At 71.6% G+C, this 26,833-nt stretch carries 20 protein-coding genes and 1 riboswitch; of the genes, 8 read left to right on the top strand and 12 right to left on the bottom strand.

Features of this window, described 5'->3' with window-relative positions; all coding sequences use genetic code 11:
* Window positions 1-6: 6 nt before the first annotated feature.
* Window positions 7-837, top strand: coding sequence for a DUF5753 domain-containing protein (locus tag ACQP2P_RS05515; RefSeq protein WP_433613850.1), 831 nt, complete (start codon window positions 7-9; stop codon window positions 835-837).
* A gap of 6 nt (window positions 838-843) precedes the next feature.
* On the opposite strand, the gene ACQP2P_RS05510 is transcribed toward ACQP2P_RS05515, so the two are convergent.
* The 6 genes from ACQP2P_RS05510 to ACQP2P_RS05485 form a co-directional block, all read right to left on the bottom strand.
* On the bottom strand, window positions 844-2,142 hold the full coding sequence (locus tag ACQP2P_RS05510) for an ABC transporter substrate-binding protein (protein ID WP_433613849.1): 1,299 nt from the start codon (window positions 2,140-2,142) through the stop codon (window positions 844-846).
* 8 nt (window positions 2,143-2,150) lie between these two features.
* Complete coding sequence (locus ACQP2P_RS05505) at window positions 2,151-3,251, bottom strand: branched-chain amino acid ABC transporter permease (RefSeq protein WP_433613848.1); 1,101 nt, start codon at window positions 3,249-3,251, stop codon at window positions 2,151-2,153.
* Complete coding sequence (locus ACQP2P_RS05500; protein WP_433613847.1) at window positions 3,248-4,135, bottom strand: branched-chain amino acid ABC transporter permease; 888 nt, start codon at window positions 4,133-4,135, stop codon at window positions 3,248-3,250. Before ACQP2P_RS05500 ends, ACQP2P_RS05505 begins: the two co-directional genes overlap by 4 nt.
* Entirely contained in the window at window positions 4,132-5,925 is a 1,794-nt protein-coding gene (locus ACQP2P_RS05495; protein WP_433613846.1) for an AMP-dependent synthetase/ligase, read from the bottom strand. The genes ACQP2P_RS05500 and ACQP2P_RS05495 overlap by 4 nt, the downstream gene beginning before the upstream one ends.
* Window positions 5,922-6,689, bottom strand: coding sequence for an ABC transporter ATP-binding protein (locus ACQP2P_RS05490; RefSeq protein ID WP_433613845.1), 768 nt, complete (start codon window positions 6,687-6,689; stop codon window positions 5,922-5,924). Before ACQP2P_RS05490 ends, ACQP2P_RS05495 begins: the two co-directional genes overlap by 4 nt.
* 82 nt (window positions 6,690-6,771) lie before the next feature.
* Window positions 6,772-7,506, bottom strand: a complete 735-nt coding sequence (locus ACQP2P_RS05485) for an ABC transporter ATP-binding protein (RefSeq protein ID WP_433618997.1) — start codon at window positions 7,504-7,506, stop codon at window positions 6,772-6,774.
* A 300-nt stretch (window positions 7,507-7,806) separates the two neighbouring features.
* Window positions 7,807-7,968: riboswitch (cyclic di-AMP (ydaO/yuaA leader) on the top strand.
* 64 nt (window positions 7,969-8,032) lie between these two features.
* Between ACQP2P_RS05485 and ACQP2P_RS05480 the strand changes: the two genes are divergently transcribed.
* The 3 genes from ACQP2P_RS05480 to ACQP2P_RS05470 all read left to right on the top strand — a co-directional run bounded on the left by ACQP2P_RS05480 (window position 8,033) and on the right by ACQP2P_RS05470 (window position 10,563).
* Window positions 8,033-8,914 carry an NlpC/P60 family protein gene (locus ACQP2P_RS05480; protein WP_433613844.1) on the top strand — a complete coding sequence of 294 codons (882 nt, stop codon included), beginning with the start codon at window positions 8,033-8,035 and terminating at the stop codon, window positions 8,912-8,914.
* A gap of 63 nt (window positions 8,915-8,977) precedes the next feature.
* Window positions 8,978-9,757, top strand: coding sequence for a methyltransferase domain-containing protein (locus tag ACQP2P_RS05475; protein WP_433613843.1), 780 nt, complete (start codon window positions 8,978-8,980; stop codon window positions 9,755-9,757).
* A 392-nt stretch (window positions 9,758-10,149) separates the two neighbouring features.
* Window positions 10,150-10,563: an Rv0361 family membrane protein gene (locus ACQP2P_RS05470; RefSeq protein ID WP_433613842.1), complete on the top strand. Its 414-nt coding sequence runs from the start codon at window positions 10,150-10,152 to the stop codon at window positions 10,561-10,563.
* A gap of 559 nt (window positions 10,564-11,122) precedes the next feature.
* Here the strand turns inward: ACQP2P_RS05470 and ACQP2P_RS05465 are convergent.
* The 3 genes from ACQP2P_RS05465 to ACQP2P_RS05455 all read right to left on the bottom strand — a co-directional run bounded on the left by ACQP2P_RS05465 (window position 11,123) and on the right by ACQP2P_RS05455 (window position 14,789).
* Complete coding sequence (locus tag ACQP2P_RS05465) at window positions 11,123-12,046, bottom strand: sigma-70 family RNA polymerase sigma factor (protein WP_350620449.1); 924 nt, start codon at window positions 12,044-12,046, stop codon at window positions 11,123-11,125.
* Window positions 12,047-12,450: 404 nt separating this feature from the next.
* Entirely contained in the window at window positions 12,451-13,443 is a 993-nt protein-coding gene (locus ACQP2P_RS05460) for an NAD-dependent epimerase/dehydratase family protein (protein ID WP_433613841.1), read from the bottom strand.
* A gap of 419 nt (window positions 13,444-13,862) precedes the next feature.
* Window positions 13,863-14,789, bottom strand: a complete 927-nt coding sequence (locus ACQP2P_RS05455) for a glycoside hydrolase family 16 protein (protein ID WP_433613840.1) — start codon at window positions 14,787-14,789, stop codon at window positions 13,863-13,865.
* 233 nt (window positions 14,790-15,022) lie between these two features.
* Here ACQP2P_RS05455 and ACQP2P_RS05450 point away from each other — a divergent pair, with 233 nt between their 5' ends.
* From ACQP2P_RS05450 to ACQP2P_RS05440, 3 genes are all read left to right on the top strand, one after another.
* Complete coding sequence (locus tag ACQP2P_RS05450; protein ID WP_433613839.1) at window positions 15,023-16,873, top strand: bifunctional metallophosphatase/5'-nucleotidase; 1,851 nt, start codon at window positions 15,023-15,025, stop codon at window positions 16,871-16,873.
* Between the two features lie 92 nt (window positions 16,874-16,965).
* A complete protein-coding gene (locus tag ACQP2P_RS05445; protein WP_433613838.1) occupies window positions 16,966-17,775 on the top strand; it encodes an SAM-dependent methyltransferase in 810 nt (269 codons plus the stop codon).
* A gap of 11 nt (window positions 17,776-17,786) precedes the next feature.
* Window positions 17,787-19,919, top strand: a complete 2,133-nt coding sequence (locus ACQP2P_RS05440) for a putative bifunctional diguanylate cyclase/phosphodiesterase (RefSeq protein ID WP_433613837.1) — start codon at window positions 17,787-17,789, stop codon at window positions 19,917-19,919.
* 40 nt (window positions 19,920-19,959) lie between these two features.
* Here ACQP2P_RS05440 and ACQP2P_RS05435 read toward each other — a convergent pair whose 3' ends face one another.
* From ACQP2P_RS05435 to ACQP2P_RS05425, 3 genes are all read right to left on the bottom strand, one after another.
* Window positions 19,960-20,385, bottom strand: coding sequence for a hypothetical protein (locus tag ACQP2P_RS05435; protein ID WP_433613836.1), 426 nt, complete (start codon window positions 20,383-20,385; stop codon window positions 19,960-19,962).
* A gap of 95 nt (window positions 20,386-20,480) precedes the next feature.
* A complete protein-coding gene (locus ACQP2P_RS05430; protein ID WP_433613835.1) occupies window positions 20,481-21,497 on the bottom strand; it encodes a hypothetical protein in 1,017 nt (338 codons plus the stop codon).
* A gap of 271 nt (window positions 21,498-21,768) precedes the next feature.
* On the bottom strand, window positions 21,769-25,122 hold the full coding sequence (locus ACQP2P_RS05425; RefSeq protein ID WP_433613834.1) for a cyclic nucleotide-binding protein: 3,354 nt from the start codon (window positions 25,120-25,122) through the stop codon (window positions 21,769-21,771).
* A gap of 128 nt (window positions 25,123-25,250) precedes the next feature.
* Between ACQP2P_RS05425 and glpK the strand changes: the two genes are divergently transcribed.
* The gene (gene glpK / locus ACQP2P_RS05420; RefSeq protein WP_433613833.1) at window positions 25,251-26,726 is read left to right on the top strand and encodes a glycerol kinase GlpK; all 1,476 of its coding nucleotides are present in this window, start codon (window positions 25,251-25,253) and stop codon (window positions 26,724-26,726) included.
* Window positions 26,727-26,833 lie beyond the last annotated feature (107 nt).

Genomic DNA, 26,833 nt, shown 5'->3' with positions numbered 1-26,833 from the left:
ATGGCCATGAGCGGGCCTATCGTGGGCAAGCGCCGCCTCCGAGCCGAGCTGCGACGGCTGCGGCGCGAGCGGGAGCTGACCCAGGACCTGGTGGCGGCCGAGATGGAGTGGTCGCTGTCCAAGCTCATCCGCATCGAGAACGGCACGGTCGCCATCTCCGTGAGCGACCTGCGGAGCCTTCTGGCCTACTACCGGGTCCACGACCCGCGAACGGTCGACGAGCTGCTGGAGCTGGCCCGGGCGGCCAAGCGGCGGATGTGGTGGGACGAGTACCGCCCGACCCTGTCCGCGCAGCTGATCACCTACGTCGGCTTCGAGGCCGAGGCGGCCCGCATCGGGGAGTGGGCGCCGATCATGTTCCCGACGCTGCTGCAGACGCGGCGGTACGCGCACGCCACCACGGACGCCGAGTCCCCGGCGGCCGAGCGGCGGGTCGAGTTCCACCTGCGCCGCCAGGAGGAGCTGTTCGCCCGCAGCGAGCCGCCCCAGCTGCAGGTCATGCTGGACGAGTCGGTGCTGCGCCGCGTCCCCGTCCCCGGCGACGACGCGCTGCTGGTCGACCAGCTCGAGCACACGATCGAGGTGGCGCAGCGCCCGTACGCCGACATCCGGGTGGTGCCGCTCGGGGCCGGCTACCACCCGGGCTGGGACGGCGACTTCACGCTGCTGGAGTTCGGTGCCGACGACGGCGTGCTCTGGCGTCAGCACCTGCTCTGGGAGGAACCGGAGCTCATCGCGGCGTACCGCGCGATCCTCGAACGGCTGACGAACCTCGCGCTGTCGCAGGAGGCCACGCTGGACCTCATGCGACAGGTCGCGGGCGAGCTCAAGAAGTAACGCCGCTCAGAACTTCTCGTAGCAGGGCTTGTCGAGCTTGTAGTCCTTGGCCGTGGGGCCGACGAAGTAGTCCTTGACCAGCGGCACGTCGGTCGTGCCGTTGCCGGTGGCGGGGCTGTAGAGCAGCGACTGGCGCAACTGCCCGCCGGGGCCGCCGGCGTAGTTGCCGGCGCCGTCGGGCAGCATGCCCTCGTAGTCGACCTTGGTCAGCGACTTCGCGGCCTTCACGAGCCCGGCCCGGGTCAGGTCGCCGTCGGCCTGGGCCTTCTTGAGCGCCGCGAGCAGCGGGTACGACCAGACCCAGCCGGACGTGTAGCCGTCGTTCGGGGTGACCGATGAGCCCAGCGCCTCGCGCATGGCCCTGTGGCCGGGCGAGTCGCTCGAGAACGTCTTCCACGGCGCGGTCTGCAGGTAGAGCGCCTTGAGCGCCGGGGCGGCCGGGCTCTGCAGCAGGCCCGGGTTCCACGACGGGCTGGTGCCGATGAACTTGCCGGTGTAGCCGCGCTGGGCGGCCCCGCCGACGACCGCGGCGGTGTCGGCCGGCCCGGTGGTGATGATGACCAGGTCCGGCTTCTGGCTGACGATCGCGTTGATCGCGCCGGCCTGCTTGTCGGTGCCGGAGTCCGTCTTCACGTCGATGAACGTGAGGCCGTTGCTCGCCGCGGCGATCCTGGTGCCCGCGGCGGCGTCGTCGCCGTAGTCGCCGGCCAGGTGGACAGCCATGACGGATCTGGGCTTGAAGGCGTCCTTGGCGTAGTCGACGGCGTTCATCGACTCGAAGCAGTAGTTGGCGCCGGACTCGAGGATGTTGTCCTCGAACGCGTACGCCGACGTCCACGCGGCCGGGGTGGCCAGCACGTTGTTCTGCCGCATGTCGGGCAGGATCGCGGCCGTGGTCGGCGAGCCCAGCGACTGCGCGAGGGCCAGGACGCTGCCCTTGATCTCCTGGTACACCTCGTTGTGGGTCTGCGGGTTGTACTTGTTGTCGCGCACGTAGGTCTCGGCGTCGACGTCGTAGCCGCCGATCCCGCCCTGCGCGTTGACGCGCTGCCAGAACTTCTTCTGGGCCTCGGTGATCGGCACGGCGAGCGCGTGGAACGGCCCGACGGTGAGGTCGGAGATGGTGCCGAGGTAGATGCACCCGCGGTCCTTGTGCTCGGACTTCGGGCACGGTTCCTTGGTGATGCCGGTGTCGGTCTTCACACCGCCGGCACCCTGGGCGTCGGTCTTGTCCGCGCCCCGACAGGCGGAGAGCCCGGCCACGGCGAGCACCGCGGCCAGGGTGAGGGCACCCAACCTTTGCATGGAGCCTCCTAGTGCGAGAAGGGCCAGGATTTCCAGTAGTTGCGCAGCCGTATCCAGATGCCGAACAGCCCCCGCGGCTCGAAGATGAGGAACACGACGATCAGCACGCCGTAGAGGACGGTCTCGAGCTGGTAGGCGTTCGGCGACTGCGCCGGGGACGAGCTGATGAACGGCAGGAGCGACGGGATCTCCCGGGTCAGCCGCGGCAGCAGCGTGATGAGGAAGGCGCCCAGGATCGCGCCGCTCACGGTGCCGGCCCCGCCGATGAGGATCATGGCGATGTACTGCACCGAGAGCAGCAGGTCGAACGAGGTCGGGTCGAAGTAGCCGGCCCCGACGTAGAGCAGCGCACCGGCGCAGCCCGCGTAGCACGACGACACCCCGAAGGCGACCGTCTTGTAGCGGGCCAGGTTGACCCCGATCACGCCGGCGGCGATGTCACGGTCCCGGATGGCGGTGAGCGCCCGGCCCACGCGCGAGCGGGCGAGGTTGCGCGCGGCCAGGGCGCCGATCAGCAGCAGGACCAGCATCAGCAGGTACAACTTCTGGTCCCTGGTCAGGAATGCGCCCGACGTGTTGAGGTCGAGGCCCAGCAGCGACGGGGCCGGGGGCCGGCGGCCCACGCCGGGGCCGCCGGTCAGCTCGGACCAGCCGTTGATGACGTGCCCGCCGATGAAGACCAGCCCGAGCGTGACCACGGCCAGGTAGAGCCCGCGCAGCCGGGTGGCCAGCGGCGCGACCAGCATCCCGGCCAGCGCCGCGACCAGGCCGGCCGCGGGCAGCCAGACCAGGATCTCGGTGACCCCGAAGCCGATCGTGCGCCCGTCCGGGTCGCCGGCCAGCGCGGCCGCCGTGTAGGCGCCGATGGCGAGGAAGAACGCGTGGCCGAGGGACACCTGCCCGGCGAGGCCGGTGACGATGTTGAGGCCGAGCGCGCCGAGGGCCGTGACGCACGCGAGGCCGAGCAGCTGCAGCACGTCGTCCCGCACCAGCAACGGCATCGCCAGCGCGACGAGCAGCCCCGCGAGCACGAACGAGCGTTGGACGGCGGTGCCGAACAGCGCGAGGTCCTGGGAGTACGCGGTGTGCAGCAGTGGACGCTTGTTCATACGCGTGTGACCTCCCGGGTGCCGAACAGCCCGTAGGGGCGCACCAGCAGGACGAGCAGCATGACGACGTAGGGCGTGACGACGGAGACGTTGCCGCCGAGCCACGGCAGGTGGCCCTGGTAGGCCGCGGTGACCTCCTGCACCACCCCGACCACGACCCCGCCGATGACCGCCCCGGGCAGCGAGTCCAGCCCGCCGAGGATGATCACGGGGAGCGCGGTCAGCGCGACCAGCCACAGCGACTCGCTGACGCTGCCGCCGACCGCGGCGAAGGTGCCGGCCACGGCCGCGAGGGCCCCCGCCAGCGCCCACGACATCGCGAAGACCGACCCGACGCTGACCCCCTGCGCGAGCGCGGCCTCCTGGTCGTAGGCGGCGGCCCGCATGGCCAGACCGGTGCGGGTGTACCGGAAGAAGGCGAACAGCCCCGCGATGAGCACCGCGGTCGTGAGCACCATCGCCACGTGCCGCTGCTCCACGACGATCCCGCCGGGCAGCCGGAACACCTTCAGCCCCCACGGGTCGCCGACGTGGCGCACGTCGAGGCCGATGAAGGCGTTGTCGGCGACCCGCACGGCGATGTCGATGCCGAGCGTGATGATGGCGACGGTGAACACGGGGCGGCCGATCATCGGGCGCACCGCGAGCCGCTCGACGCCCAGGGCCAGGCCGCCGGTGAGCGCGGCCGCGGCGACCAGGGCCGCGAAGAAGCCGAGCGGGCCGGCGAGGTACGTCACCAGCACCGCCCCGGCGAGCATGAACGACGGCTGGGCGAACGAGATCACCCGCGTCGCCTTGTAGATGATCACGAAGCCGAGGCCCAACAGCGCGTACACGCTGCCGGTGCCGATGCCCCGCAGCACGCTTTCGAGCAGATCCTTCACGCGGGACTCCGGTACATCTCGTCGACCTCGGCGCGGAAGGCCTCGACGACCGCGGCGCGGCGCACCTTCTGCGTGGCGGTCAGCTCTCCGCTCTCGTGGTCGAGCTCCTTGGGCAGCAGCCGGAAGGCCTTGAGCCGCTCGACCGGCGCGCGGCCGGCGTTGACCTCGTCGACGATGCCGCGCACGAGGGCCAGCACCTCCGGCTTGCCGGACAGGTCGCGGTAGGTGGTGTAGACCAGGCCCCGCCGCCGGGCCCAGTCGCCGACGGTCTCCAGCTCGATGCCGACCAGCGCGGTGAGGAACGCCCGGCGGTCCCCGACGACGACGGCCTCCCTGATGTACGGGGAAGCCTTGAGCGCGTTCTCCAGCTCGCTGGGCGCGATGTTCTTGCCGCCCGCGGTGATGATGATGTCCTTGGCGCGGTCGGTGATGCGCAGGTGCGTGCCGTCGAGCACCCCGATGTCCCCGGTGCGCAGCCAGCCGTCGGCGGTGAGCGCCGCGGCGGTGGCGTCCGGGTCGGCGTAGTAGCCGGCGAACGTCCCCGCGTGCCGGGTCAGGATCTCGCCGCCGTCGCCGATGCGGACCTCGACCCCGGGCTGGGGCTCGCCGACGGTGCCGAGGCGGATGCGGCCGGGCCGGTTGGCGGTGGCGATGGCGGCGTTCTCCGTCATGCCGTACACCTCGTGCATCGGCACCCCGATGCCCATGAAGAACCGCAGCACCTCGGGCGCGACGGGGGCGGCGCCGCTGGCCGCGTACCGCACGTGCCGCAGCCCGATCCGCTCCCGCAGCGCGCGGTAGCAGCACAGCCAGCCCAGCGCGTAGCGCAGCCGGCTGCCGGGGGTGTGCCGCCCGCCGTTGGCGGCGAGGGTGGCCCCGATGTCGTCGGCGACCCGCAGCCACAGCCGGGCGTTGGCGCGCTTGAGCCTCGACGCGCCGGCGATGCGCGTGGTGACGCCGGCGAGCATCTTCTCCCAGATGCGCGGGACCCCGAAGAGGATCGTCGGCTGTACCTCGCGCAGATCCGCCTGCACGGTCGCGATCGACTCGCCGAAGTGCACGACCACGCCCGTGGCCGCGCCGAGCCACACGGTGAAGACGCGCTCGGCCACGTGACACAGCGGCAGATACGACAGCAGCAGGTCCCGGGGGCCGGGCGGCGGATCGGTGAGCCCGCCCTCGCCGCGCAGCACGCCGACGGCGAAGTCCACATTGGACACGGTGAGCATCGCGCCCTTGGGCCGCCCGGTCGTGCCGGAGGTGTAGACGAGCGTCGCCAGGTCGCCGGGCTCGGCCGCGAGCTCGAGGTCCTCCTCGCAGACGCCGGCGAGCAGGTCGCCCCAGAAGAGCAGGCGATCGTTGCCGTACCGGTTGCGGATGCCCTTCGGATCGAGGTACACGATCTTGAGCAGTTGCGGGCAGTCCCCGAGCACCGCCAGGGCCTTGTCCACCTGCTCCTGGTCCTCGGCGATGAGCACCTTCGCGCCGCAGTGGGCCAGCAACCGGCCGATGTCGCCGGCCGGGCTGGTCGGGTAGAGCCCGACGGTCGCGGCGCGCAGCGCCACCGTGGCGACGTCGGCGAAGAGCCACTCGGGCCGGTTCTCGGACAGGATCGCGACCCGGTCGCCCGGCTCGACGCCGAGCCCGCGCAGCGCGTGGGCGACCGACCGGGCCGTGTCCCAGTACTGCCGCCAGGTGATCTCGCGCCAGATGCCGCGGTGCTTCTCCCGCAGCGCGACCGCGTCCGGGGTCCGCCGCGCCCGATCGCGGACCAGGGTGGCGATGGTCATGCCGCCTCCCCCAGGTAGGCGCGGATCACGTCGGGGTGCCGCTGGACCTCTTGCGGCGTGCCGCACGCGACCGGCGTCCCGAAGTCGACCACCAGCACCCGGTCGGCGAGGTCCATGACCAGGCCCATGTCGTGCTCGACGAGGATCATCGGGATGCCCAGCTCGTCGCGAATGTCGAGGATGTACCGCGCCATGTCCTCGGTCTCCTCGAGGTTCATGCCGGCGACCGGCTCGTCGAGCAGGAGCAGCCGCGGCTGCATGGCGAGCGCGCGGCCCAGCTCCACCCGCTTCTGCACGCCGTACGGCAGCAGCCCCACCGGCATCCGGCGCCACGGCGCGAGCTCGAGGAAGTCGACGATCTCCTCGACCCGGGCCCGGTTGGCCAGCTCCTCGCGGCGGGCGCGGCCGAGCCAGGCGATCGCGGCCAGGGTGCCGTAGCGCATGTGGTGGTGCCGGCCCAGCATCAGGTTCTCCACGACCGTGAGCTGGCGGAACAGCTCGACGTTCTGGAACGTGCGGGCGACGCCGAGCCGGGCGACGCGGTCGGGGCGCGCGCCGGTGATGTCGGTGTCGCCGAGCAGGACCCGGCCGTGCTGGGGGCGGTACACCCCGGAGATCACGTTGAAGATGGACGTCTTGCCGGCGCCGTTGGGGCCGATCACCGCGAAGAGCTCGTCGGCGCCGACGCTGAAGTCGACCCCGTTGATCGCCTTGACGCCCGCGAAACTCAACCGCACGTCTCTGAAGCTCAGCACATCACTCACGACGCCACCTCCGCAAGCTCCGGTGCCGCCGCGAGAAAGCTGTGCTTATGGTGAGCGGCCCCTCCGCTCCGCTCCGGACCGCTCACGACAACCACCGCTTCCGCCGCTTGTAGTGCTTGACCTCGCGGAACGAGTGGGCGGCGTGCGAGCCGAGGTAGAACTCGCGGATGTCGTCGTCGGTGAGCAGGTCGGCGGCGGGCTTGTCGAGCACGACCTTGCCGTTCTCCAGCACGTATCCGTGCTCGGCGACGGAGAGCGCCATGGCCGCGTTCTGCTCGACCAGCAGCACGGCGGTGCCGGCCCGGTTGATCTGCACGATCAGGTCCCGCACCTGCTCGACCATGCGCGGGGCCAGGCCCAGGCTCGGCTCGTCCAGCAGCAGGTACTTCGGGTCGGACATGAGCGCCCGGCCCATCGCGAGCATCTGCTGCTCGCCGCCGGAGAGGTAGCCGGCCACGGCCGCGCGCCGCTGCTTGAGCACCGGGAAGAGCGCGTACATGCGCTCCATCGCCTCGGCCGCGCCGCGGCGGCGGGTGTGGGCACCCAGCCGCAGGTTCTCCTCGACGGTGAGCTCGGCGAAGGTGCGCCGGCCCTCCATCACCTGACTGATCCCGCGCCGGACGATCGCGGCGGGGCGCAGACGGTGGACGGGAGTGTCGCCCAGGGTGACGCAGCCGCGCGTCACGGCCCCGTCGTGGACGCCCAGCAGGCCGGACAGCGCCCGCAGCAGCGTGGTCTTGCCGGCGCCGTTCGCGCCGAGGAGGGCGACGATCCGGCCCTCCGGGACGGCGAGGCTCACGCCCCGCAACACCAGCATCACATCGTCGTAGACGACCTCGAGGTTCTGGACCCGTAGCACGTGCGGACCCCCGAACTATTTGCACCGGCGGTGTAAGAAGTTAGGAGTATTTAACCCGCTCCCGCGTGAGAATCAAGCCCCGAATCTGTAACCGTCCGGCACCGATGTCACGGTCCGGCACGGGTGGCCAACCGGCGGTAATCCGGACTTTTGGGGTAATAGATATTGAGCGGGACGCACGCCTTTCGCCCGGCGGATGCTCACGTTAAGTTAGGCGCTGGCCTGCCCGGCAGTCCGTCATCCACCCCGGATGGCACCGGGCAAGCGCCGCCGAATCGAGCTCCGCGCGCACCCACTCCGGGCGTGCGCATCGAGCCGGGGACCCATACCTCTGGGGTGAATCCGCAACACTGCGGTAGGGCGCTCTCTCTTCCCGCCCGAACCCGTCAGCTAACCCGGTAGGCGGTCGGTGCAGAAGGGTCTCCCCTTGTCCACTGGACATCGTGCCCGCCGTTCGGCGCTACGGACCCTGCTCATCGGGTTCGTGTCACTCGCTGTGATGGCACCCGCCACGGTCGCACACGCCGACCCGACGCTCGCCGAGATCGAGGCCCAGCTCGACAAGCAGAACGACGAGCTCGAGCACACGATCGAGGCCTGGAACAAGATCAACTCCGACCTGGCCACCTCGCAGACCAGCGCGAAGGCGCTCGAGGACGGCGTGGCCAACGCCAACGCCGGCGTCGAGCAGATCGCCATCGCCGCGTTCAAGACCAACGGCAGCCTGCGCAACCTCAACCTCGTCCTCAACGCGACGTCGTCGGGCTCGCTCATGGACCAGCTGTCGATGCTGCAGCAGATCACGCGTCAGCAGCAGAAGGAGATCGACGACTACAAGGCCGCCAAGGCCAAGCTGGACGAGACGATCGCGGGCCAGAACGCGCAGAAGGCCGACCTCGAGAACAAGCGCAAGCAGATCGAGGGCGACGTCAAGAAGCTCCAGGACCTGCAGAGGAAGGCGGCCAACGCGGGCGCCAAGAAGGTGGCGTACAACAGCGTCAAGGCGCCACAGGTCGACGACGCCACACGCCAGAAGGTCATCAACTTCGCCTACGCGCAGCAGGGTGAGCCCTACCACTGGGGTTCGGCCGGCCCGGACCAGTGGGACTGCTCAGGGCTGACGATGATGGCCTGGAAGCAGGTCGGCGCGAATCTGCCGCACGTCGCCGCGGACCAGTGGAAGGTCGTGCAGCACATTTCCGCGTCGGAGGCCCGCCCCGGTGACCTGGTCTTCATGAACAACCTCGGCCACGTCGGCATCTACGTCTCGCCAGGCCGGATGATCCACGCCCCGCATACGGGCGACGTGGTGCGGGAGGCCAACATCAGCGGCAGCGTCTACGGATACGGCCGCGTCAAGATCTAGGCTCCCGACGACGATGTGCAGGGCCGCGGATCGCGACGATCCGCGGCCCTTCATCATTGGGGCATGGCGTCCTGGGATCCGCAGCAGTACGAGCGCTTCGCCGACGAGCGCGCCCGGCCCTTCCGCGAGCTCGTGGCCCGCATCCCCACCACGTCCGCGGTCGCCGTCGTCGACCTCGGCTGCGGCCCCGGCACCATGACCGCCACCCTCGCGACCCGCTGGCCGGACGCGGCGATCCTCGGCCTCGACTCCTCGCCGGCGATGATCGCGGCGGCCGCGGAGCACCGCAGCGCCCAGCTGACCTTCCAGCTCGCCGACGCGGCCGAGTGGCGGCCCCAGCGCGGCTCCCTCGACGTCATCGTGGCCAACGCCTCGCTGCAGTGGGTCGGCGACCACGAGACGCTGCTGCCGCTGTGGGCGGCGGCGCTCGACGACGGCGGGACGCTCGCCTTCCAGGTGCCGCTCTCCTTCGACCCGGGCATGGTCGCGGTGGCGGCGCGGGAGCGCTGGGCACCGCTGCTGGGCGGCGCCTCGGGCACCACGGGACCGCGCTCGGCGTCGCCGGTGCTGGGCGCGGCCGACTACGTACGGTTGCTGTCCGGGGCCGGCCTGACCGTCGACGCGTGGGAGACGACCTACTACCACGTGCTGCCCGGCGAGGACCCGGTCTTCGAGTGGTTCAAGGGAACCGGCCTGCGGCCTTACCTCGACGCCTTGTCCGGGGCCGATCTGGAGGAGTTCACGGCGGATGTCAAGGAGCGAATGCGGCAGCTGTACCCGCGCGAGCCCTTCGGCACGATCCTGCCGTTCCCTCGCCTCTTCGTCGTCGCCCAGCGCGCCTGAGACTCCCGGCTCGCGGCTCGCGGCTCCCGTTTTCGCGGCCCTCGTTTCGCGGCTGGCGGCTCGCGGCCGTCGTTTCGGGGCTGGCGGCTCGCGGCCCTCGTTCGCGGCCTTCGTTTCGCGGCCCTCGTTCGCGGCCCTCGTTCGCGGCCGTCGTTTCGCGGCCCTCGTTCGCGGCCTTCGTTTCGCGGCCTTCGTTTCGCGGCTCGCGCCTCGCGGCTCGCGCCTCGCGGCTCGCGCCTCGCGTTCCGCGGCTACGGCCCTGGGCATGGCCGCTCGCACGTGCCGACCGCGCCGTGACGTCGTTCCCATTCGCGCGGATCGTCGCGCATCGGGCATGACCTACGTCAAATGGTTTACATCAGGACCTGATCGCGATTCATACGCTGAGGCGCGTGAGCAAAACCTGGAAGATCATTATTTTCGGCGCGATCGGCCTCTTCGTGCTCTGCTGCGGAGGCGGCGTCGCCGGAATTTTCTTTGTCGTCAACGGCTCCACCAAAGAACCCAAGGCCGCGACCGGGGACTTCCTCACCGCGCTCGAGACCGGCAGGACCCAGGCCGCCTACGACCTGCTGTGCTCTTCGGCGCAGCAGCAGTACGGGCCGGAGACCTTCGAGGCGTACGTCAAGAAGGACCCCATCACCGCCCACGACATCAGCTGGGGCGGCTCCTACAGCAACAACAACGGCAACGAGAGCGCCTCGATCGACGCCAGCGTGACCTACCAGAACGCCGGCAAGTCCAGCCACACCTTCGACCTGATCAAGGAGAGCGGCTCCTGGAAGGTCTGCGGCGACCCATTCTGAGGCCGCTCGCCTCATGGCCGTCTTGAGGGCCGCGGAGCCGTCCAGTTCCGCGGCCCTGAGCCATGCCCCGCCACTCGCTCCGCTGCTCAGTCCGCGCCGCCACCGCAGCTTCGCCGCCGCCGCAACTTCGCTGCTCGGTCCGCGCCGCCCGTAACTTCGCCGCTGTTCGGTGCGCGCCATCGCCGCAGCTTCGCCGCCGCCACTCGGTCCGCGCCGCCGCCGCAACTTCGCCGCTGTTCGATTCGCGCCATCGCCGCAGCTGTTCGATTCGGCCCTCCGCAGTAGCTTCGCCGCCGCTCGATTCGGGCCGCCGCCGCAGCTTCGCCGCCACCGCTCGGCTTCGCGCCGCGCCGCCGCCGTAGCTCCGCCGCCGCTCGATTCGCGCCGCCGCCGCAGCTTCGCCGCCGCCGCTCGGCTCGCGCTGCGCCGCCGCCGCCGTAGCTTCGCCGCCGACCGAGTCCTCGCGCCTCCGGCGCCGCTGGTGCAGTCTCGCGGCGCGAAAAAGCCCCGGGTCCGCTCCGACCCGGGGCTTGCTCGTCTTGGGGGATGTCGCTGCTTGCTAGGCGGCCTGCAGGCCCTCCGCCCGGGCCAGCTCACGCAGCCGGCCGAGCGCCTGAATCTCCAGCTGGCGGATGCGCTCGCGGGACAGCGAGAACCGCGTCGCCACCTCGGTCAGCGAGTGCTCGCGACCGTCCTCGAGGCCGTAGCGGGCCCGCATGATGCCGGCCGAACGGTCGTCCAGGTGGTTGAGCAGGCCCTCGATCCGCTGGCGCTCCAGCGCGGCCAGGACCACGTCCTCCGGCGACGGGGCGTCGGAGTCCGCGACCAGGTCGCCGAGGTTGGTGTCGCCGTCGTCACCCACGGGAGTGTCGAGGGACACGGTGTCCTGGGACCAGCGCATGAGCTCGTGCACCCGCTCGACCGGCACGCCGAGCGCGGTCGCCAGCTGCTCCGGCTCAGGATCGTTGCCGAGCTCACGGGTGAGCTGCCGCGCGACGTTGCGCATCCGGTTGACGTCCTCGACGAGGTGCACCGGGAGCCGGACCGTGCGCTCCTGCTGCGCGATCGCCCGGCTGATCGCCTGGCGGATCCACCACGTCGCGTATGTCGAGAACTTGTATCCACGCACGTAGTCGAACTTCTCGACGGCGCGCACCAGGCCGGTGTTGCCCTCCTGGATCAGGTCGAGCATCGGCATGCCGGACCGCACGTAGCGCCGCGCGATCGACACCACCAGGCGCAGGTTGGCTCGGATGAACCGGTCCTTCGCTCGCTCGCCGTCGGCCACGAGGCGGTGCAGCTCCTCCGCGGTCACGCCGTCGGGGATCTCGTCGCTGTCGAGCAGGTGCTCGGCGTAGAGCCCAGCCTCGACCGCCTTGGACAGCTCGACCTCAGAAGCGGCGTCGAGCAGCGGCGTGCGGGAGATCTCATGCAAGTACACGCCGACCAGGTCACGCTCCTCGGCGCCTGTATCGGGTCGCATCTCCACTTTCACGTTCTCCACCTTCGGGCCCCTCCCCGCTCCATCCTTCGCCTTCCCCGTTTCACCCTGCTAAAACGGGTGCCCCCCGGGTATGCCCCCTACACAACAGTCAAAGTGCCTTCCGAATTCCGCCCCTCAGGGCGATTCGGTGACGACCCCTGAGAGTTGCACCACTTACCAAGACGTTCGGGAGACTGCTCCGGTTCGCTTCGGTTGCAACAAGTGATACGTGCTCTACCTGCCCGTCGGACGCCTGAATTCGCTGTGAGTTCCCTGGGAACGCCCCGCGCGGGGGGCGCTGGACGCCTCGTGGGCACGGATGTTCATCGGCAACGGTCGGGGACACGACAGCCTTTTCCCGCTGTGGCGAGCGTGATACTCACTAACACGGGCCAGTCGTCGGCTCACCGCTCGTGCCATTCACGCAACAGCTGCGCCTCCTCATCGATACCCAGTCCGTTCTTCGCATCGATGTGGGATGCGTCACGAATGGCCGCGATGGTGTCGCGGACGGTCTCGGCGAGGGGCCGGATGCGCAGGCCGGCCGCGAGCGAGGCGGACACGTCCCGGCTCAGAAATCCCGCGTACTGCGGCAGGAGCAGCCAGAACGGCAGCGACCGCGGCCCGCTCCAGGGCGCCACCTCGCGATCGAGCAGGAAGTCCTGGGCGACCCAGGTGAGCTGCTGGGGTACGCCCGCCGCCTCGGCAAAGGCCGCATGGAACTCCGCCCGGCGCATCGGCGCCCCGATGCCGTCGAACGCCCCCGCCAGCCCACTCCCGCTCGCGGCGATGATCCAGTCGGCCAGGTCGCGCACGTCCACGAGCTGCACCGACTCGTCCGGCCCGCCAGGGGCCAGCACCTCGCCACCGCGCAGTGCACGGCGCACCCAGTACTCGAACCGGTACGTCGGATCCTCCGGCCCCACGATCATCCCGGCGCGCACGAGGAACGTGCGATCCGCACCGAAGCCGTCGGCCGCGAGGCGCTCGCAGGCCACCTTGCACCGGCCGTACTCCTCCGCGCCCACCGCCGGATCCCCGTCGAAGTCCGGCGGCAGCAGCGGCGCCGTCGCGGCGGTCTGTCCCGGGGTCGCGGTGTCGGCGTACGCCGAACAGCTCGACACCAGCGTGTAGTGCCCCACGCGCCCGCTGAGCGCGGCCACGGCGTGCCGGACGTGGTGCGGGTGGCGGGCAACGTCGACGACGGCGTCGAAGGCGCCCTCGATCGCGTCCAGGCCGTCGGGGCGGTCGCGGTCGACGCGGACGAAGGCAGCACCCTCGACGGGCTCGCCGGACTCGCCGCGGGCGGCGCAGACGACGTCGTGGCCGCCCTGGAGCGCCTGGCGGGCGAGGGCGCGACCGAGGAAGACGGTGCCGCCGAGCACGAGGATTCTCATCGGCCGATGATTCGCCGCCCGCCGCGGGTTCGCCAGGCCGTTTCGCCCCCAGCGGATTCCGCTGAGCGACGAAACCGGCGCCTGCCCACCGCACGCGGCGCCCTCTGCCCGCCGCCGAACGCGTTCGCCACCCGCGAGCCGCACCCGACGCGCTCTGCCGGGCCGCTGGACGCGTTAGCCACCCGCGAGCCGAGCCGCCACGCGATGCGCGCCCTGCGCGGCCGCTCGACGCGTTCGCCACCCGCGAGCCGCCCCCGACGCTCCGGCCGGCCCCAAGGACCCGTGCACCGCGGTCGTCGAATCGGCCTATTCAGATATATCGCCCGGCAGGTGATAAATCCGAAAAGTCGTGGCGCGGAGCGCCCGACTTTTCGTCCCAACACCAGGCAAGCGCCAAGAACCAGGCGAACACGCACAACTCAAGCGCGGTGCGACGACTTCGGTCGATGCGGCCGCGTCTTGTGCACGACGAGACCGAACAACGCGACCGCCGCCGTGACCACCGCCGCCACCGCCAGCCAAAGCGACCAGTGCCGATCGACGGGAAGCGCGGCCGGCGCGGCCCCCTCCCGCGTCAACGGCGTCGTCCCCGGACCCGGCGAGATGGCGTCGTCCGGGGCGAAGGACCAGATGCGCAGGTAGTCGATCTGGAACTCGGCCGGCAGCGCGGTCGACGAGCCCGGAGTGCCGGCCCGGTCGCCGGTCGTCACGGCGAAGCCGAACCACCGCGGCTCCGTCGACACCGCGGGATCGAGCCACTGCAGGGCGCCGTCCATGTAGACCTTGAAGCCCGACGGGGCCCATTCGATGACGTACGTGTGCCAGTCCCGGAACGTCCCCGTCAGCGCCCGGGTGTTCGTCGTCGTGCCGTCGGAGTTGCTCACCAGGGCCTGCTCGGCCCCGGGCTTCGCCATGATCTCCAGCTGCGAGTCGTTGCGGTCCGCGGCCCGGTCGACCGGGCGCAGCAGGGCCATCGAGTCGATGCCCGCGCCGACCGGCACACGGGCCTTGAACTCGTAGCGGCCGAACTGCTGGGCGGCCCCGACGCAGCGGAGCTCACCGGTCACGTAGGGCTTGCCGCCGTAGGTGCGCTTGTGCAGGGCCAGACTCAGGTGACCGTCGGCGACCGTGACCGCCTCGGGGCGGAAGTAGCTCGCCTGGGCGCCCTCGGGCGCGCCGTCGTAGGCGGAGCAGCCGGCCGGCAGGGTGCCCGTGTCGTCGAAGGTGTTGGCGAAGACCGGCTTCCAGCCGTCGGGATCGGCGGCGTTCACCCGTTCGGGGAAGATCATCCCACTCAGCGCGGCCGATGTGAGGACGACCAGCACGGCCGCGAAACGCCTCAGCATGGTGGCCGCCTCCGTAGGCGAGGTGTCCCGTCCCCGGCAACGTACTAGATACCCAGCGGTATTGCAGCGTCGCGCAGTGTGCACTGCCCGTTCGGCCGGTTCGTTCCGTCCGCGCTGCCGACCCTCGCTTTTACCCGTACGACACCGAACCGACGACGAGTGGTGCTCGCGCGCGGCCGACGCGATCGACAAGGATGTCCATCTACGCATGTATCCCTTCCGAAGGAGAGATCATGGCCCAGCCAAGCGCCCGCGGCTGGCGGTTAGCGCAGCACCTCGCGGTGCCCGCGCTCGCCGTCGCGGTCGTCGCCCTGCTGCCCTTGGCCAAGACCGGCGGATCGCAGGCATCGGACCGGTGGACGCCACTGACCCCGGCCAAGGTCTCGTTCGCCGAGAAGACCGGCCCGACGACGACCGCGCAGCTGCTCGGCTTCAACGACTTCCACGGCAACATCGACCCGCCGACCGGCAGTGGCGGGCTCATCAACGGCGTTCCCGCCGGTGGTTCGGAGTACCTCGCGACCTACCTGACCAAGCTGCGCAACGACGCCAAGAAGGCCGGCGTCAAGACCAGCGACACGGTGGTCGCCGGCGACAACATCGGCGCCTCGCCACTGGTGAGCGCCGCGTTCCACGACGAGCCGGCGATCGAGGTCCTCAACGCGATGGGCGTCGACCTCGCCTCCGTGGGCAACCACGAGTTCGACGAGGGCGTCACCGAGCTCTACCGCATGCAGTTCGGCGGTTGCCACCCGACCGACGGCTGCCAGGACGGCGACGGGTTCGCGGGGGCGAAGTTCCCGTACCTCGCCGCCAACGTCACCCAGAAGTCCAACGGCCTGCCGATCCTGCTGCCGTTCACGATCCGCTTCTACGAGGGCGTGCCGGTCGCGTTCGTCGGCATGACGCTCGAGGCCACGCCGGGCATCGTCAACCCCGCGGGCATCAAGAACGTCGACTTCCACGACGAGGTCGAGACGGCGAACAAGTACGCCACGATGCTGGGCTGGCTCGGCATCAAGTCGATGGTCCTCGTGGTGCACGAGGGCGGCATGCAGAGCAGCCCGCCCGCGCCGCTGGACCCGTCCGGCTGCGCCAACTTCGCCGGCCCGATCACCGACATCACCAAGGGCCTCAACCCGGCCTACGGCGTCGTCGTCTCCGGCCACACGCACCGGTTCTACAGCTGCGAGCTGCCCAACTCCTCGGGCAAGAACTCGCTGGTCACGAGCGCGGGCACGGCCGGCACGCTGGTCACCGACATCCGGGTCACGCTGGACAAGAAGACGCGCAAGTTCGTCGACGCGTCCGGGACCAACGTGATCGTCGACAACGGCGTGAAGAACGCGGACGGCACCTACCAGAAGGACGCCGCCGGCAACTTCGTGCGCAACACGGCGCTGGTCGACGCCAAGGTGAAGAAGATCGCGGACAAGTACCGTGTCGCCGTGGCGCCGCTGGCGAACAAGGTCGTCGGCAGCATCACCGCCGACATCACCACGACCCAGGTCGCCTCGGGTGAGACCCCGCTCGGCGACGTCATCGCCGACGCGCAGCTGGCCTACACCAAGGCCTCGGCGGGGGCCCAGATCGCGTTCATGAACCCGGGCGGCATCCGTGCCTCCCTGATCTACGCGAACACCCCCGGCGGCGAGGCGCCCGGCCAGGTCACGTACGGCGAGGCCTTCACCGTGCAGCCGTTCAACAACCTGGTCGTCACCCAGTCGTTCACCGGCGCGCAGATCAAGGACGTCCTCGAGCAGCAGTTCGTGGGCTTCCAGGGCCAGACCGTCCAGCGCATGCTGCAGGTCTCGGCCGGCTTCACGTACAACATCACCGCCTCGGCCCCGGCCGGATCGAAGATCAGCAACATCCAGCTCAACGGGGTTGCCCTCGACCCGGCGGCCACCTACAAGGTGACCACGAACGACTTCCTGGCCAACGGCGGTGACGGCTTCCTGAACCTCGCGAAGGGCACGGGCCGCGTCACCGCCCCCGGCTTCGACGTCGACGCCCTGACCACCTACCTGGCCACCGGGCCCATTGCTCCGGGGCCGGCCAACCGTTACACCTTGATCGGCTGATCGATACTCGTCCGGGCGGGCGGCGGGTTTGCTCGCCGCCCGCCCGCACGTATGCTCGGCGGCGAAGCGACCAGGTCGAGGAGTGTTGATCCGTGGATCGTCCCAGCTGGGCCCCGGCCGACGTCGACCTCGATCGGCCGAGTGTCGCCCGGGTCTACGACTACTACCTCGGCGGCTCCCACAACTTCGCCGCCGACCGGGCCTTCGCCGAGCAGGTCCTCAAGGTCATGCCGGCCGTCGCCGGGCTCGCCCGCAGCAACCGGGCCTTCCTGCGCCGCGCGGTGCGTGAGCTCGCAACACAGGGCGTCCGGCAGTTCCTCGACCTCGGCTCCGGCATCCCGACCGTCGGCAACGTGCACGAGCTGCTCACCGACTCCGGCATCACCGACGGGCGGGTCGTCTACGTCGACCACGATCCGGTCGCGGTCGCGCACAGCCGCGCCATCCTGGCCGGGGTGCCCGGCACCGCGGTCGTCGCCGGCGACCTGCGCTCCCCCGCCGAGGTGCTGGCCCAGCCCGAGATCCAGGGCCTGCTGGACTTCGGCCGGCCGATCGCCTTCCTACTGGTCGCGGTCCTGCACTTCGTCCCCGACGAGCTGCGCCCGGCCGACATCGTCGCCGGATACGCCACCGCCGGAGCGCCCGGCAGCCACGTGGTGCTCTCGCACGCCGGGATCGACCGCCCGCTCACCCCGGCCGAGGAGCAGGCCTGGGAGATGTACCGCAAGTCGCCGACCCCGCTCGTCCTGCGCACCAGCGAGCAGGTGGCGGCCCTGCTCGGCGACCTGACGCCGCTGCCGCCCGGGGTCGTCGCGACCCACCTCTGGCGCCCCGACGGCGACGAGGAGTCCCCGCCGGACGGCAGCGCGGTCGGCAGCGCGGTCGTCGCGCGCAAGGATTAGCCGCGCCGACCATGACCGCCATCAGCCCCACGCCGACTTCGTGGGACCGCCCCCATCGCGCCGCCGAACGGATGGCGCGCGCCTGGTCGCTGGCGATCGCCGGGACCAGCTACGTGTCGATGAACGGCCTCGAGGTCCAGGACTTCCTGACCAGCCTCTCCACGCGGGTCATCCAGGCGCTGACCGCCGAGACCTTCGACCCCACCGACGTGCGCGAGGTCGGCTCGACGCTGGTCGCCGCGCACTTCACCGAGCCCACCACGCTCGAGCGGACCCTGGCCGTGCTCGCCGAGCAGTTCGGCAACGCGCCGGTGAAGCGGGTCGCCCAGATCCAGGGCGCGCTCGCGTCCGGCTACGCGCTCGCGCTGCGCGACCGGGTGCTCGAGGAGCAGGAGGAGATCCGCACCGCGGCGCTGTGGGCCCGCGCCCGCGCCGAGGAGGGCCGGCGGGTCAGCGAGGCCCGGTTCCAGGCGATCTTCGCCGGGGCCGCGATCGGCATGAGCGTGAGCACCATCGACGGCCAGGTGATCGAGGTCAACCAGGCGCTGTGCGACATGCTCGGGTACAGCGCCGAGGAGCTGCGCTCGATGTCCTTCGACGACTTCGTGCTGCCCGAGGACCCGCCGAGCGCCGGCGCCATGTTCGAGGAGGTGCTCTCGGGCGGGCGCGACCAGTTCCGCATCGAGAAGCCCTACGTGCACAAGGACGGCCACCGGGTCTGGACGGACCTGGTCGCCTCGATCATCCGCGACGAGGACGGCCGCCCCCGGTGGATGGTGGCCATGTTCGAGGACATCACGGAGCGGTACCTGCTGCAGCTGCGCCTGCGCCACCAGGCCCTGCACGACCCGCTGACCCAGCTGCCCAACCGCACGCTGTTCTTCGAGCGGCTCGGGGCCCTGCTCGACGGGGCCCGGGCCGACGAGGGCCAGGGCGGCGAGGCCCGGATCGGCGTGTGCTACCTCGACGTCGACGGCTTCAAGGTCATCAACGACACGCTCGGCCACGACGTCGGCGACCAGCTGCTGCAGACCGTCGCCCGGCGGCTGGCCCGCTCGATCAGCGGCGAGCGGCAGCTCGTGGCCCGCATGGGCGGCGACGAGTTCGTGGTGCTGGTGGAGCGCTGCGGCGGCATCGACGAGGTGGTCGCGGTCGCCGAGAAGGCGCTGGACACCGTGCGCGCCCCGGTCCACGTCGGCGGCCACGAGATCAGCATCTCGGCCAGCATCGGCGTGGTCGAACAGCCGCTGCGCGGGACGAGCGCCGGCGAGCTCATGAAGGCCGCCGACACGACGCTCTACTGGGCCAAGGCCGACGGCCGCAACCGTCTCGCGCTCTTCGACGCCGATCGGCACACGCGCGAGGTGAAGCGGTACGAGCTGTCGGCCTCCATGCCCGCCGCGCTCGAGCGGCGGGAGTTCTTCGTCGAGTACCAGCCGCTCGTCCGCCTCGGCGACGAGGTCACCATCGGCGTCGAGGCCCTCGTGCGGTGGCGGCACCCGCGCTTCGGGGTGCTCGGGCCGGACGCGTTCATCGGCATGGCCGAGGAGACCGGGCTCATCGTGCCGCTCGGCCGCTGGGTCCTGCACGAGGCCTGCCGGCAGGCCGCCGAGTGGCGCCGCGCCGTGGGCGACCGCGCCCCGATCATGAGCGTCAACCTGGCCGTACGGCAGATGCGGGACCGCACCATCGTGCGCGACGTGCGCGCGATCCTCGAGCAGACCGGGCTGCCGCCGGAGGGCCTGCAGCTGGAGCTGACCGAGAGCGCGGTCATGAGCACCGGCGACGACCCGATCGAGGCGCTCAACGCCCTGGCCGCACTCGGCCCGCGCATCGCGATCGACGACTTCGGCACCGGCTACTCGAACTTCGCGTACCTGCGCAACCTCCCCGTGCACAGCCTCAAGCTGGCCGGCTCCTTCGTGGCCGGGCTGCGCCCGCCGGAGGGGCCGGACCCGGTCGACCAGGAGATCGTGGCGGCGGTCATCGGCCTGGCCCACACGCTCAAGCTGAGCGTGACGGCGGAGGGCGTGGAGACGGCGGAGCAGGCGAGCCGGCTGCTGGAGCTCGGCTGCGACACGGCCCAGGGCTGGTACTACGCGAGCTCGGGGCCGCCGGGCGCGATCAAGCTGCGGACGGCGTGAACGGGCCGGTCGGTGCGCTGCGGAGCGCACCGACCGGGACTCAGCCGGCGGCGTACGGGTTGACCTCTTCGTGCATGTCGGTCATGAACTGCGACCACATGTCGTTCTCGTCAGGGGCCGCACCCACCAGGTCGTAGTGGCCGTCCAGGAACGAGGTGTCCAGCTGCCAGTCGGGCAGGTCGATGTCCTGCTCGTCGAGGGTCAGCGGGTCCTCGTGGTGGGCGTCCACGGGGTCGAGCCCGGCCTCGGCGGTGTAGTCGGGGCCGTCCTGCGGGTCGTGGTGCGTGTCCTCGTGCAGGTGGTGCAGGTCATGGCCGGCGTCACCCTCGTGGGTGGCGTCGGCGTAGGTGTCGTGCTGGTCGTGTCCCTCATATATGTGCGCGTCGGCCAGGCCGTGGTCGACTCCGCCGTCGTGGTCGACGTGGAGTTCGTGCTCCATGCCCCAGTCGAGGTCAAAGTCGCTCATAACCTGCTCCCGGATTCTTCGATCTACCGCTGCGGCGCGGTACATCTAGAACGGTAGGGAACGGCGGGAGCGACCGGCTCCCCGAAACGTGCCACTCAGCGCGCGCGGCGGTCCAGCCACCCGTCGCCGTTGACGTCCTCGTAGCGCGCGTCCACGACACCGTCGGAGTTCGAGTCCACGTCGGAGGAGTCGATCAGGCCGTCCCGGTTGACGTCGTGCCCGACGAACTCGGGACGCCCGTCGCCGTTCGTGTCGACCACGATGTCGACGCCGCCGTCGGCGCGGTTGACGTAGGTGTGCTGGTCCCAGCGCCCGTCGCCGTCCCAGTCCACGCGCGTGTGGTAGCCGTCGGTGGGCACGGACCCGGGAACCTGGGCGTGCCCCGCGTGCTGCGCCACGCCCGACAGGCTGCCGGCGATCCCGCCCTGGTGGTGCTGCTGCTGCGCGAGGTCCTGCAGCCCGGCGCCGAGCCCGCCGCCGTGGCCGCCCGGCTGGTAGCCGCCCAGGCCGGCCGCCACGCCGGAGGCGCCCGGATCGGTGGGCTCGGCCGGGGTCCCGCCGGTCGCGCCGCTGTAGGTGGCGGAGCGGTAGACGGTGCCCGACGAGTGGCTCTCGCTGTGGTAGTCGGTGTGGGAGTAGGAGTCGCCGGCGCCGGCGCCGGGCCCACGGGTGCCCGCGTCCTGCACGGCGTGCGCGATCGAGCCGCCACCCTGCTCATCGCCGGTGGGCTCGAGGGCGGCGTGGCGGCCGCCGGCCTGCTGCTCGACCACGTCGTGCATCCGCTGACCCAGGTCCGACCCGCCGGAGCCGTGCACCCCCAGGCCGCGGGCGGACACGTCGTGGGCGTTCACCCCGGCGCCGTGGCCGTGCAGCACGTCGCCGAGGCCGGAACCGATCGACGAGAACACGCCGAACATGCTCGCCTTGCTCGTGCGCTGCTCCACGTGGGCCTGGCCGGCGCCGCCCGCCTCCCCGAGCTGGGTCTGCAGGATGTCCAGCTCGTCGGGGGTCAGCCGGTAGCCGGCCAGGGCCCCCTGCGGGTCGGTCGCCAGCCGTGCCTTGAACGCGGGATCGCCGAGCAGGCGCTCCAGCACCTCATCGAAGTCGGACATCGCAATCTCCCCCAGATCGTGTACCACCCGAGCTCAGTCGAGCTCCGGCATCGGTATCGGCTGCGGCCGCGGGCGACAGGTCCCGCACTGCACCGCGTCCTCCACCACGAGCCCCTCCGCCCGCCCGCGGCTCTGCGAGCGGTGCACCTCGAGCAGGTAGGGGCCGAACTTCGCGTGGTCCTCGCACAGCCCGCGACCGCAGAACCGGCATGACCCCCGCGCCGCCTTGGCGCAGAACCAACAAAGCACGCTCGCTCCTATGTGTCAGTGATCAGCCGATGCACGCCGAGACGGTCACCGACACGCTGACCGAGCTCGAGAGGCCGGCGCCGTCGATCGCCGTGACCCTCACGGTGAGCGTGCCACCACGATTGCTTGCGCCGTTGTTGTTGATCGGTCCGACGGACCCTACGTAATCGGTGCCGCGGATGGACATCGACCGAGAGCCGGTCGCGAACCCGCTCCAGGACGCCGTCACGCCCTTGATGATCCCGCTGTCGTCGGTCACGTTGACTCGAATTGACGGCTGGGTGGTCCCTTTGTTGCACGGTGCGCCCGAGTCCAGGGTCTGGTCGATCGGGCTGGCCGGCTGGACCACCCAAGTGATCACCGGCGGCTGGTTGGGCGGCGGGCCGGCCGTCGTCGTCGGCGGGACCGCGGGCGTCGTCGTGGGCGGCCTGGCAGTGGTCCTCGTCGGCGTCGGGGTCTTCGTCGGCGTCCTCGTCCGGGTCGCCTCCGCCGACGGCGGGGCCGAGGCCGAGGCCGAGGCCGACGCGGACGGCGAGTCGCTCGGCGAGGGCAGCTCCGACGGCGTGTCCGAGGCCGACGGCACCACGGTCGGCGTCCCGCCCGGCTTCGGCAGCGCCACCCCGTCGCCGCAGGTCAGGTCGGCCGCCGAACTCGGGTCGACGACGGTGCCGTCCAGCTTGACCACGCCGCGGCTCACCTCGGGGTCGCCGCTCGCGGGCAGCGCGAAGCGGGCCGCGCCCTCGTTGGTCACCGGGCCGACCGTGAGGCGCAGCGGCTCGAAGGCGGTCGTCGTGCTCGTGGTGTCGACCAGCAGGCGGCCCTGGCCGAGGCTCAGCGCGGCGGTCGGCTCGATCGGCGTGCCGAGACCGCCGGCCGGGCCGCTGACGAGGGCGCCGACGCGCACGTCGGCCCCGGCGCAGAGCACCGTCGCGCTGCCGCCCCGGAAGGTCAGGGACGCGGTCGACTTGACGCTGACGTGGATCGAGTCGCCCTGCTGGACGTACACCTTGCCGTCGCGGGTCAGGGTGCGGTCGGTGCCGTTGACGCGCACGGTGGCGTTGCCGCGGGTGACGGTCACCAGGGCGCTGTCGGTCGGCATCTCCGCCCACACCGGCCCGGTGAACAGGTTCGCGCCGGTGAGGAACACGGCGAAGAGCAGGAGCAGCACCAGCAGCCACCAGAGCCGGCGCTCGAAGCGGCGGTCGACGCTGTCGTCGGCGGGCGCGGGCGGCCCGGGCGGCGCGGCCAGCGGCGGGTAGTTCGAGGGCGGGTGGGCGCCCGCGACCGGGCGCCGGCCGCCGGCCGGGATCGTGTCGGCGGGCCGGCCCAGCAGCAGCGGCAGCCCGGCGACGGCGGGCAGCAGCCACGCGCGGGCCGGGGTGCGGGCGGTGGCCACCTGGCCGGGCGAGCCGTCGCCGTACGGCCCGATCATCGACCCGCGGTGCAGCTCGACGCCCTCGGGCAGCACCAGCGAGCCCGACTCGACCACGAGCGCGTCGTTGCCGGTGCGCAGCACGACCGGCTGGCCGGGGCCGAGCTGCATGGGCCGGGCGCGGGTGAGCAGGCCGAGACGGTCCTCGGGGCCGAGGCTCGACAGCGCGGGCGTCTCGTCGAGCAGGGTCTCGAGCTCGGCGCGCTCCACCGGCGGCGGGCCGGGCAGCGGGCCGACGGCGGCCGAGACGGTCGAGGCGGGGATGGCCAGCAGCGTGGTGCCCGCGGTCATCCAGCTCAGCGCGGCCGGGGCGCCGGTCAGCGCGTTGGCGAGGCCGACGACCCCGCCGCGGCCGACGCGCTCCCGGACGGTACCGGTGGGATCGCCCGGACGCCTCGCCTCCAGGGCGCCGTCGACCACGACGAACACCGATGGCTGGGCGGCACCGGCGAAGACGAGCTGGTCGCCGGTGCGCGGGTGCACCCAGCGGGCGTCCCCGGCGAGCCGCGCGAGGGCGTCCGGCGGCAGGCTGGACAGCGCCGAGGAGCTCAGCGCGGCGAACCGGCGGGGCTCGTCGCGCCCGAGCCTGCGCTCGCCGAGCCGGTCCCGCACGCGCCGGCCGCGCCGCCGCAGCCAGCCGAAGAACAGGTACACCACCGGCGCGAGCAGCCCCGCGACGATCACCGCGAGCAGCCCCCGGGCGAGCCACCCGGCGTTCCACAGGCCGGTCACGACGCCGGCCACGCGGTCGGTGTAGACGCGGTAGACGAGGTTGACCGCGATCGCGATCCAGGCGACGGCGAGCATGCCGTAGAGCGCGACGAGCCGGCCCTCGCGGTCGAGCTCGGAGAAGCGCGGCGGGCGGCGGCGCAGCCGGGCGAGGACCCAGGCGAGGCCGCGGGCGCGCAGGTTCGGCACCTCGAGCCAGTCCATGAGCAGGTAGTAGCCGTCGAGGGCCATGAACGGGTTGAGGTTGAACAGCGCGTTGAGGTACCACGCGAAGGCCAGCTTGAAGGTCCAGGGCTCCAGCTCGGGGAAGAAGACGCCGACGAGCTGGCAGGCGCCGGCGAGCACCAGGCCGGTGGCCGGGCCGGCGACGGTGGTCACGAGCCGGGCCCGGCGGCCGGCCATCCACACGTCCGTGGTGTCCACGAAGACGGAGGGGATGCCGAAGTACACCAGGAAGCCGGCGACGGGCACGCGCCGGCCGGCATGCTTGGCGCCCAGCGCGTGCCCGAGCTCGTGGCAGGCCAGCGCCACCACGTTCAGGCCGAGCAGGACGAGGGCGCCGGAGAAGTACGAGTCGTTGGTGAGGAACACCGACTGGTCCGCGCGGAACCAGTTCCACACGAACACGCCGAGGCCGGCCGCGGCGACGAGCCCGCAGAGCACCGCGACGATCCGGGTGAAGAAGAGCCGGCCGCCCGCCTTGTAGAGGAAGGTCACGACCGGGTCCACGCGGGCGAGCACGACCCGGCGGCCCTGCGCGGTGGCCAGCAGCCCCCGGCCCAGCCGGATCGGCCAGGGCCGCCGGTGCACGCGCTGGAGCTTGCTGAACGCGTCGACGGGCAGCTCGTCGAGCATCCGGTTGCCGGCGAGGTCGGCGACGATCCGGGTCACCTGGTCGGGGGCGAGCCGGCCCGAGATGCGCGCGAACTCGGCCACGAGCCGCGCCACCGTGCGGCTGCCGTCCATGAGCCGCGCGAGCCGGTACTCCTCCGGCGTCAGGCGCAGGTAGCTCGACTCGCCGTGGTCGGGCGAGCGCAGCATGACGTACTCGACCCCGCGCGCCGACGTCAGCGTGACCGACTCGACGCCCTCGCGCAGCACCGGCCGGGCCCGTGCCGGGTTGAGCCGATCCGTCACCGCGTGCCACAGCCCGACGTCGGCGGGGCCGAGCGGGACACCCGGGGCGCGCCCGGCGAGGGCCTCCCAGACACTCATGCGCGTCTCGATGACGGACACTGTCGCTCCTGAATGGACACGGCTCCGGACCCGGACTTTAGGGGCCGCCGCAGAATGCCGGAAAGGTTCCGTCCCGAACGTGACAGAGCTTCGGCGAAGATGGCACTGTGTTTATCCTCGCCATCGACCAGGGCACGACCTCCACCCGTGCGATCGTGTTCGACGCCGACGGCGCCATCGTGGCGCTTGACCAGCGCGAACACCGCCAGAGCTTCCCCCGCCCCGGCTGGGTCGAACACGACCCGGTCGAGATCTGGCACAACGTCCAGGCGGTGTCGACCCGCGCCCTGGACCGGGCCGGGCTCTCCCGCGCCGATGTCGCCGCCATCGGGATCACCAACCAGCGCGAGACCACGATCCTGTGGGACGCCCGCACCGGTGAGCCGGTGCACCCCGCCATCGTCTGGCAGGACACCCGCACCGACGCGCTGATCCGCTCGCTGGCCGGCGACGCGGGCCCGAACCGCTTCCGGGAGCGCTGCGGCCTGCCCCTGGCCACGTACTTCGCCGCCCCCAAGGTGGTCTGGCTGCTCGACAACGTGCCGGGCCTGCGCGCACGGGCCGAGGCGGGCGAGATCCACTTCGGCACCGTCGACACCTGGCTCATCGAGAAGCTGACCGGGCGGCACGTGACCGACGTGACCAACGCCAGCCGCACGATGCTCATGAACCTCACGACGCTGGACTGGGACGACGAGCTGCTGGCGGCGTTCGGCATCCCGCGGGTCATGCTGCCCGAGATCGGCTCCTCGTCCTACGTCTACGGCGAGGCGAAGACCCTGCTGCACGGCGTGCCCGTGGCCAGCGCGCTGGGCGACCAGCAGGCGGCGCTCTTCGGCCAGGCGTGCTTCGCGCCCGGGGAGGCCAAGTGCACGTACGGCACCGGCTCGTTCCTGCTGCTCAACACCGGCACCCGTCCGGTGCCCAGCGAGCGGGGGTTGGTGACCACCGTCGGGTACCGCATCGGCGACGCGGACCCGGTGTACGCGCTGGAGGGCTCGATCGCCATCACCGGCTCGCTCGTGCAGTGGCTGCGGGACAACCTGGGCCTGATCGCCTCCGCCCCCGAGATCAACGAGCTGGCCGCGACCGTGGCCGACAACGGCGGCTGCTACATCGTGCCGGCGTTCGCGGGCCTCTTCGCGCCGCACTGGCGCCCGGACGCGCGGGGCGTCATCACCGGGCTCACCGGCTATGTCACCAAGGGCCACCTCGCCCGCGCGGCCCTGGAGGCCACCGCGTGGCAGGTGAAGGATGTGGTCGACGCGATGATGGCGGAGTCGGCGGTACCGCTGGAGACGCTCAAGGTCGACGGCGGGATGACCGCGAGCGATCTGCTCATGGCCTTCCAGGCCGACGTGCTGGACGTGCCCGTGGTGCGCCCGACGGTCGCGGAGACCACGGCGCTCGGGGCCGCCTACGCGGCGGGGCTGGCGGTCGGGTTCTGGCCGGACACCGACACGCTGCGTGAGAAGTGGCAGCTGGACAGGCGCTGGGAGCCCTCGATGGCGGCCGAGCAGCGCGACCGCGGGCACGCGCTGTGGCTGCGGGCCGTGGAGCGCTCCTTCGGCTGGGCGGACTGAGCACGGCAAGAGGCGGCGCACTCCGCCAAGTGCGCCGCCTCTTGCTTTCTGGGAGGGGAATCCAGTTTTTCGGGGAGGGGAATCAAAGCCTTTGGGGTGCGGATCCG

The organism is Dactylosporangium sp. CA-139114 (assembly GCF_050955725.1).
GTDB lineage: Bacteria > Actinomycetota > Actinomycetes > Mycobacteriales > Micromonosporaceae > Dactylosporangium.
This window is presented reverse-complemented; position numbering and strand designations above follow the sequence as displayed.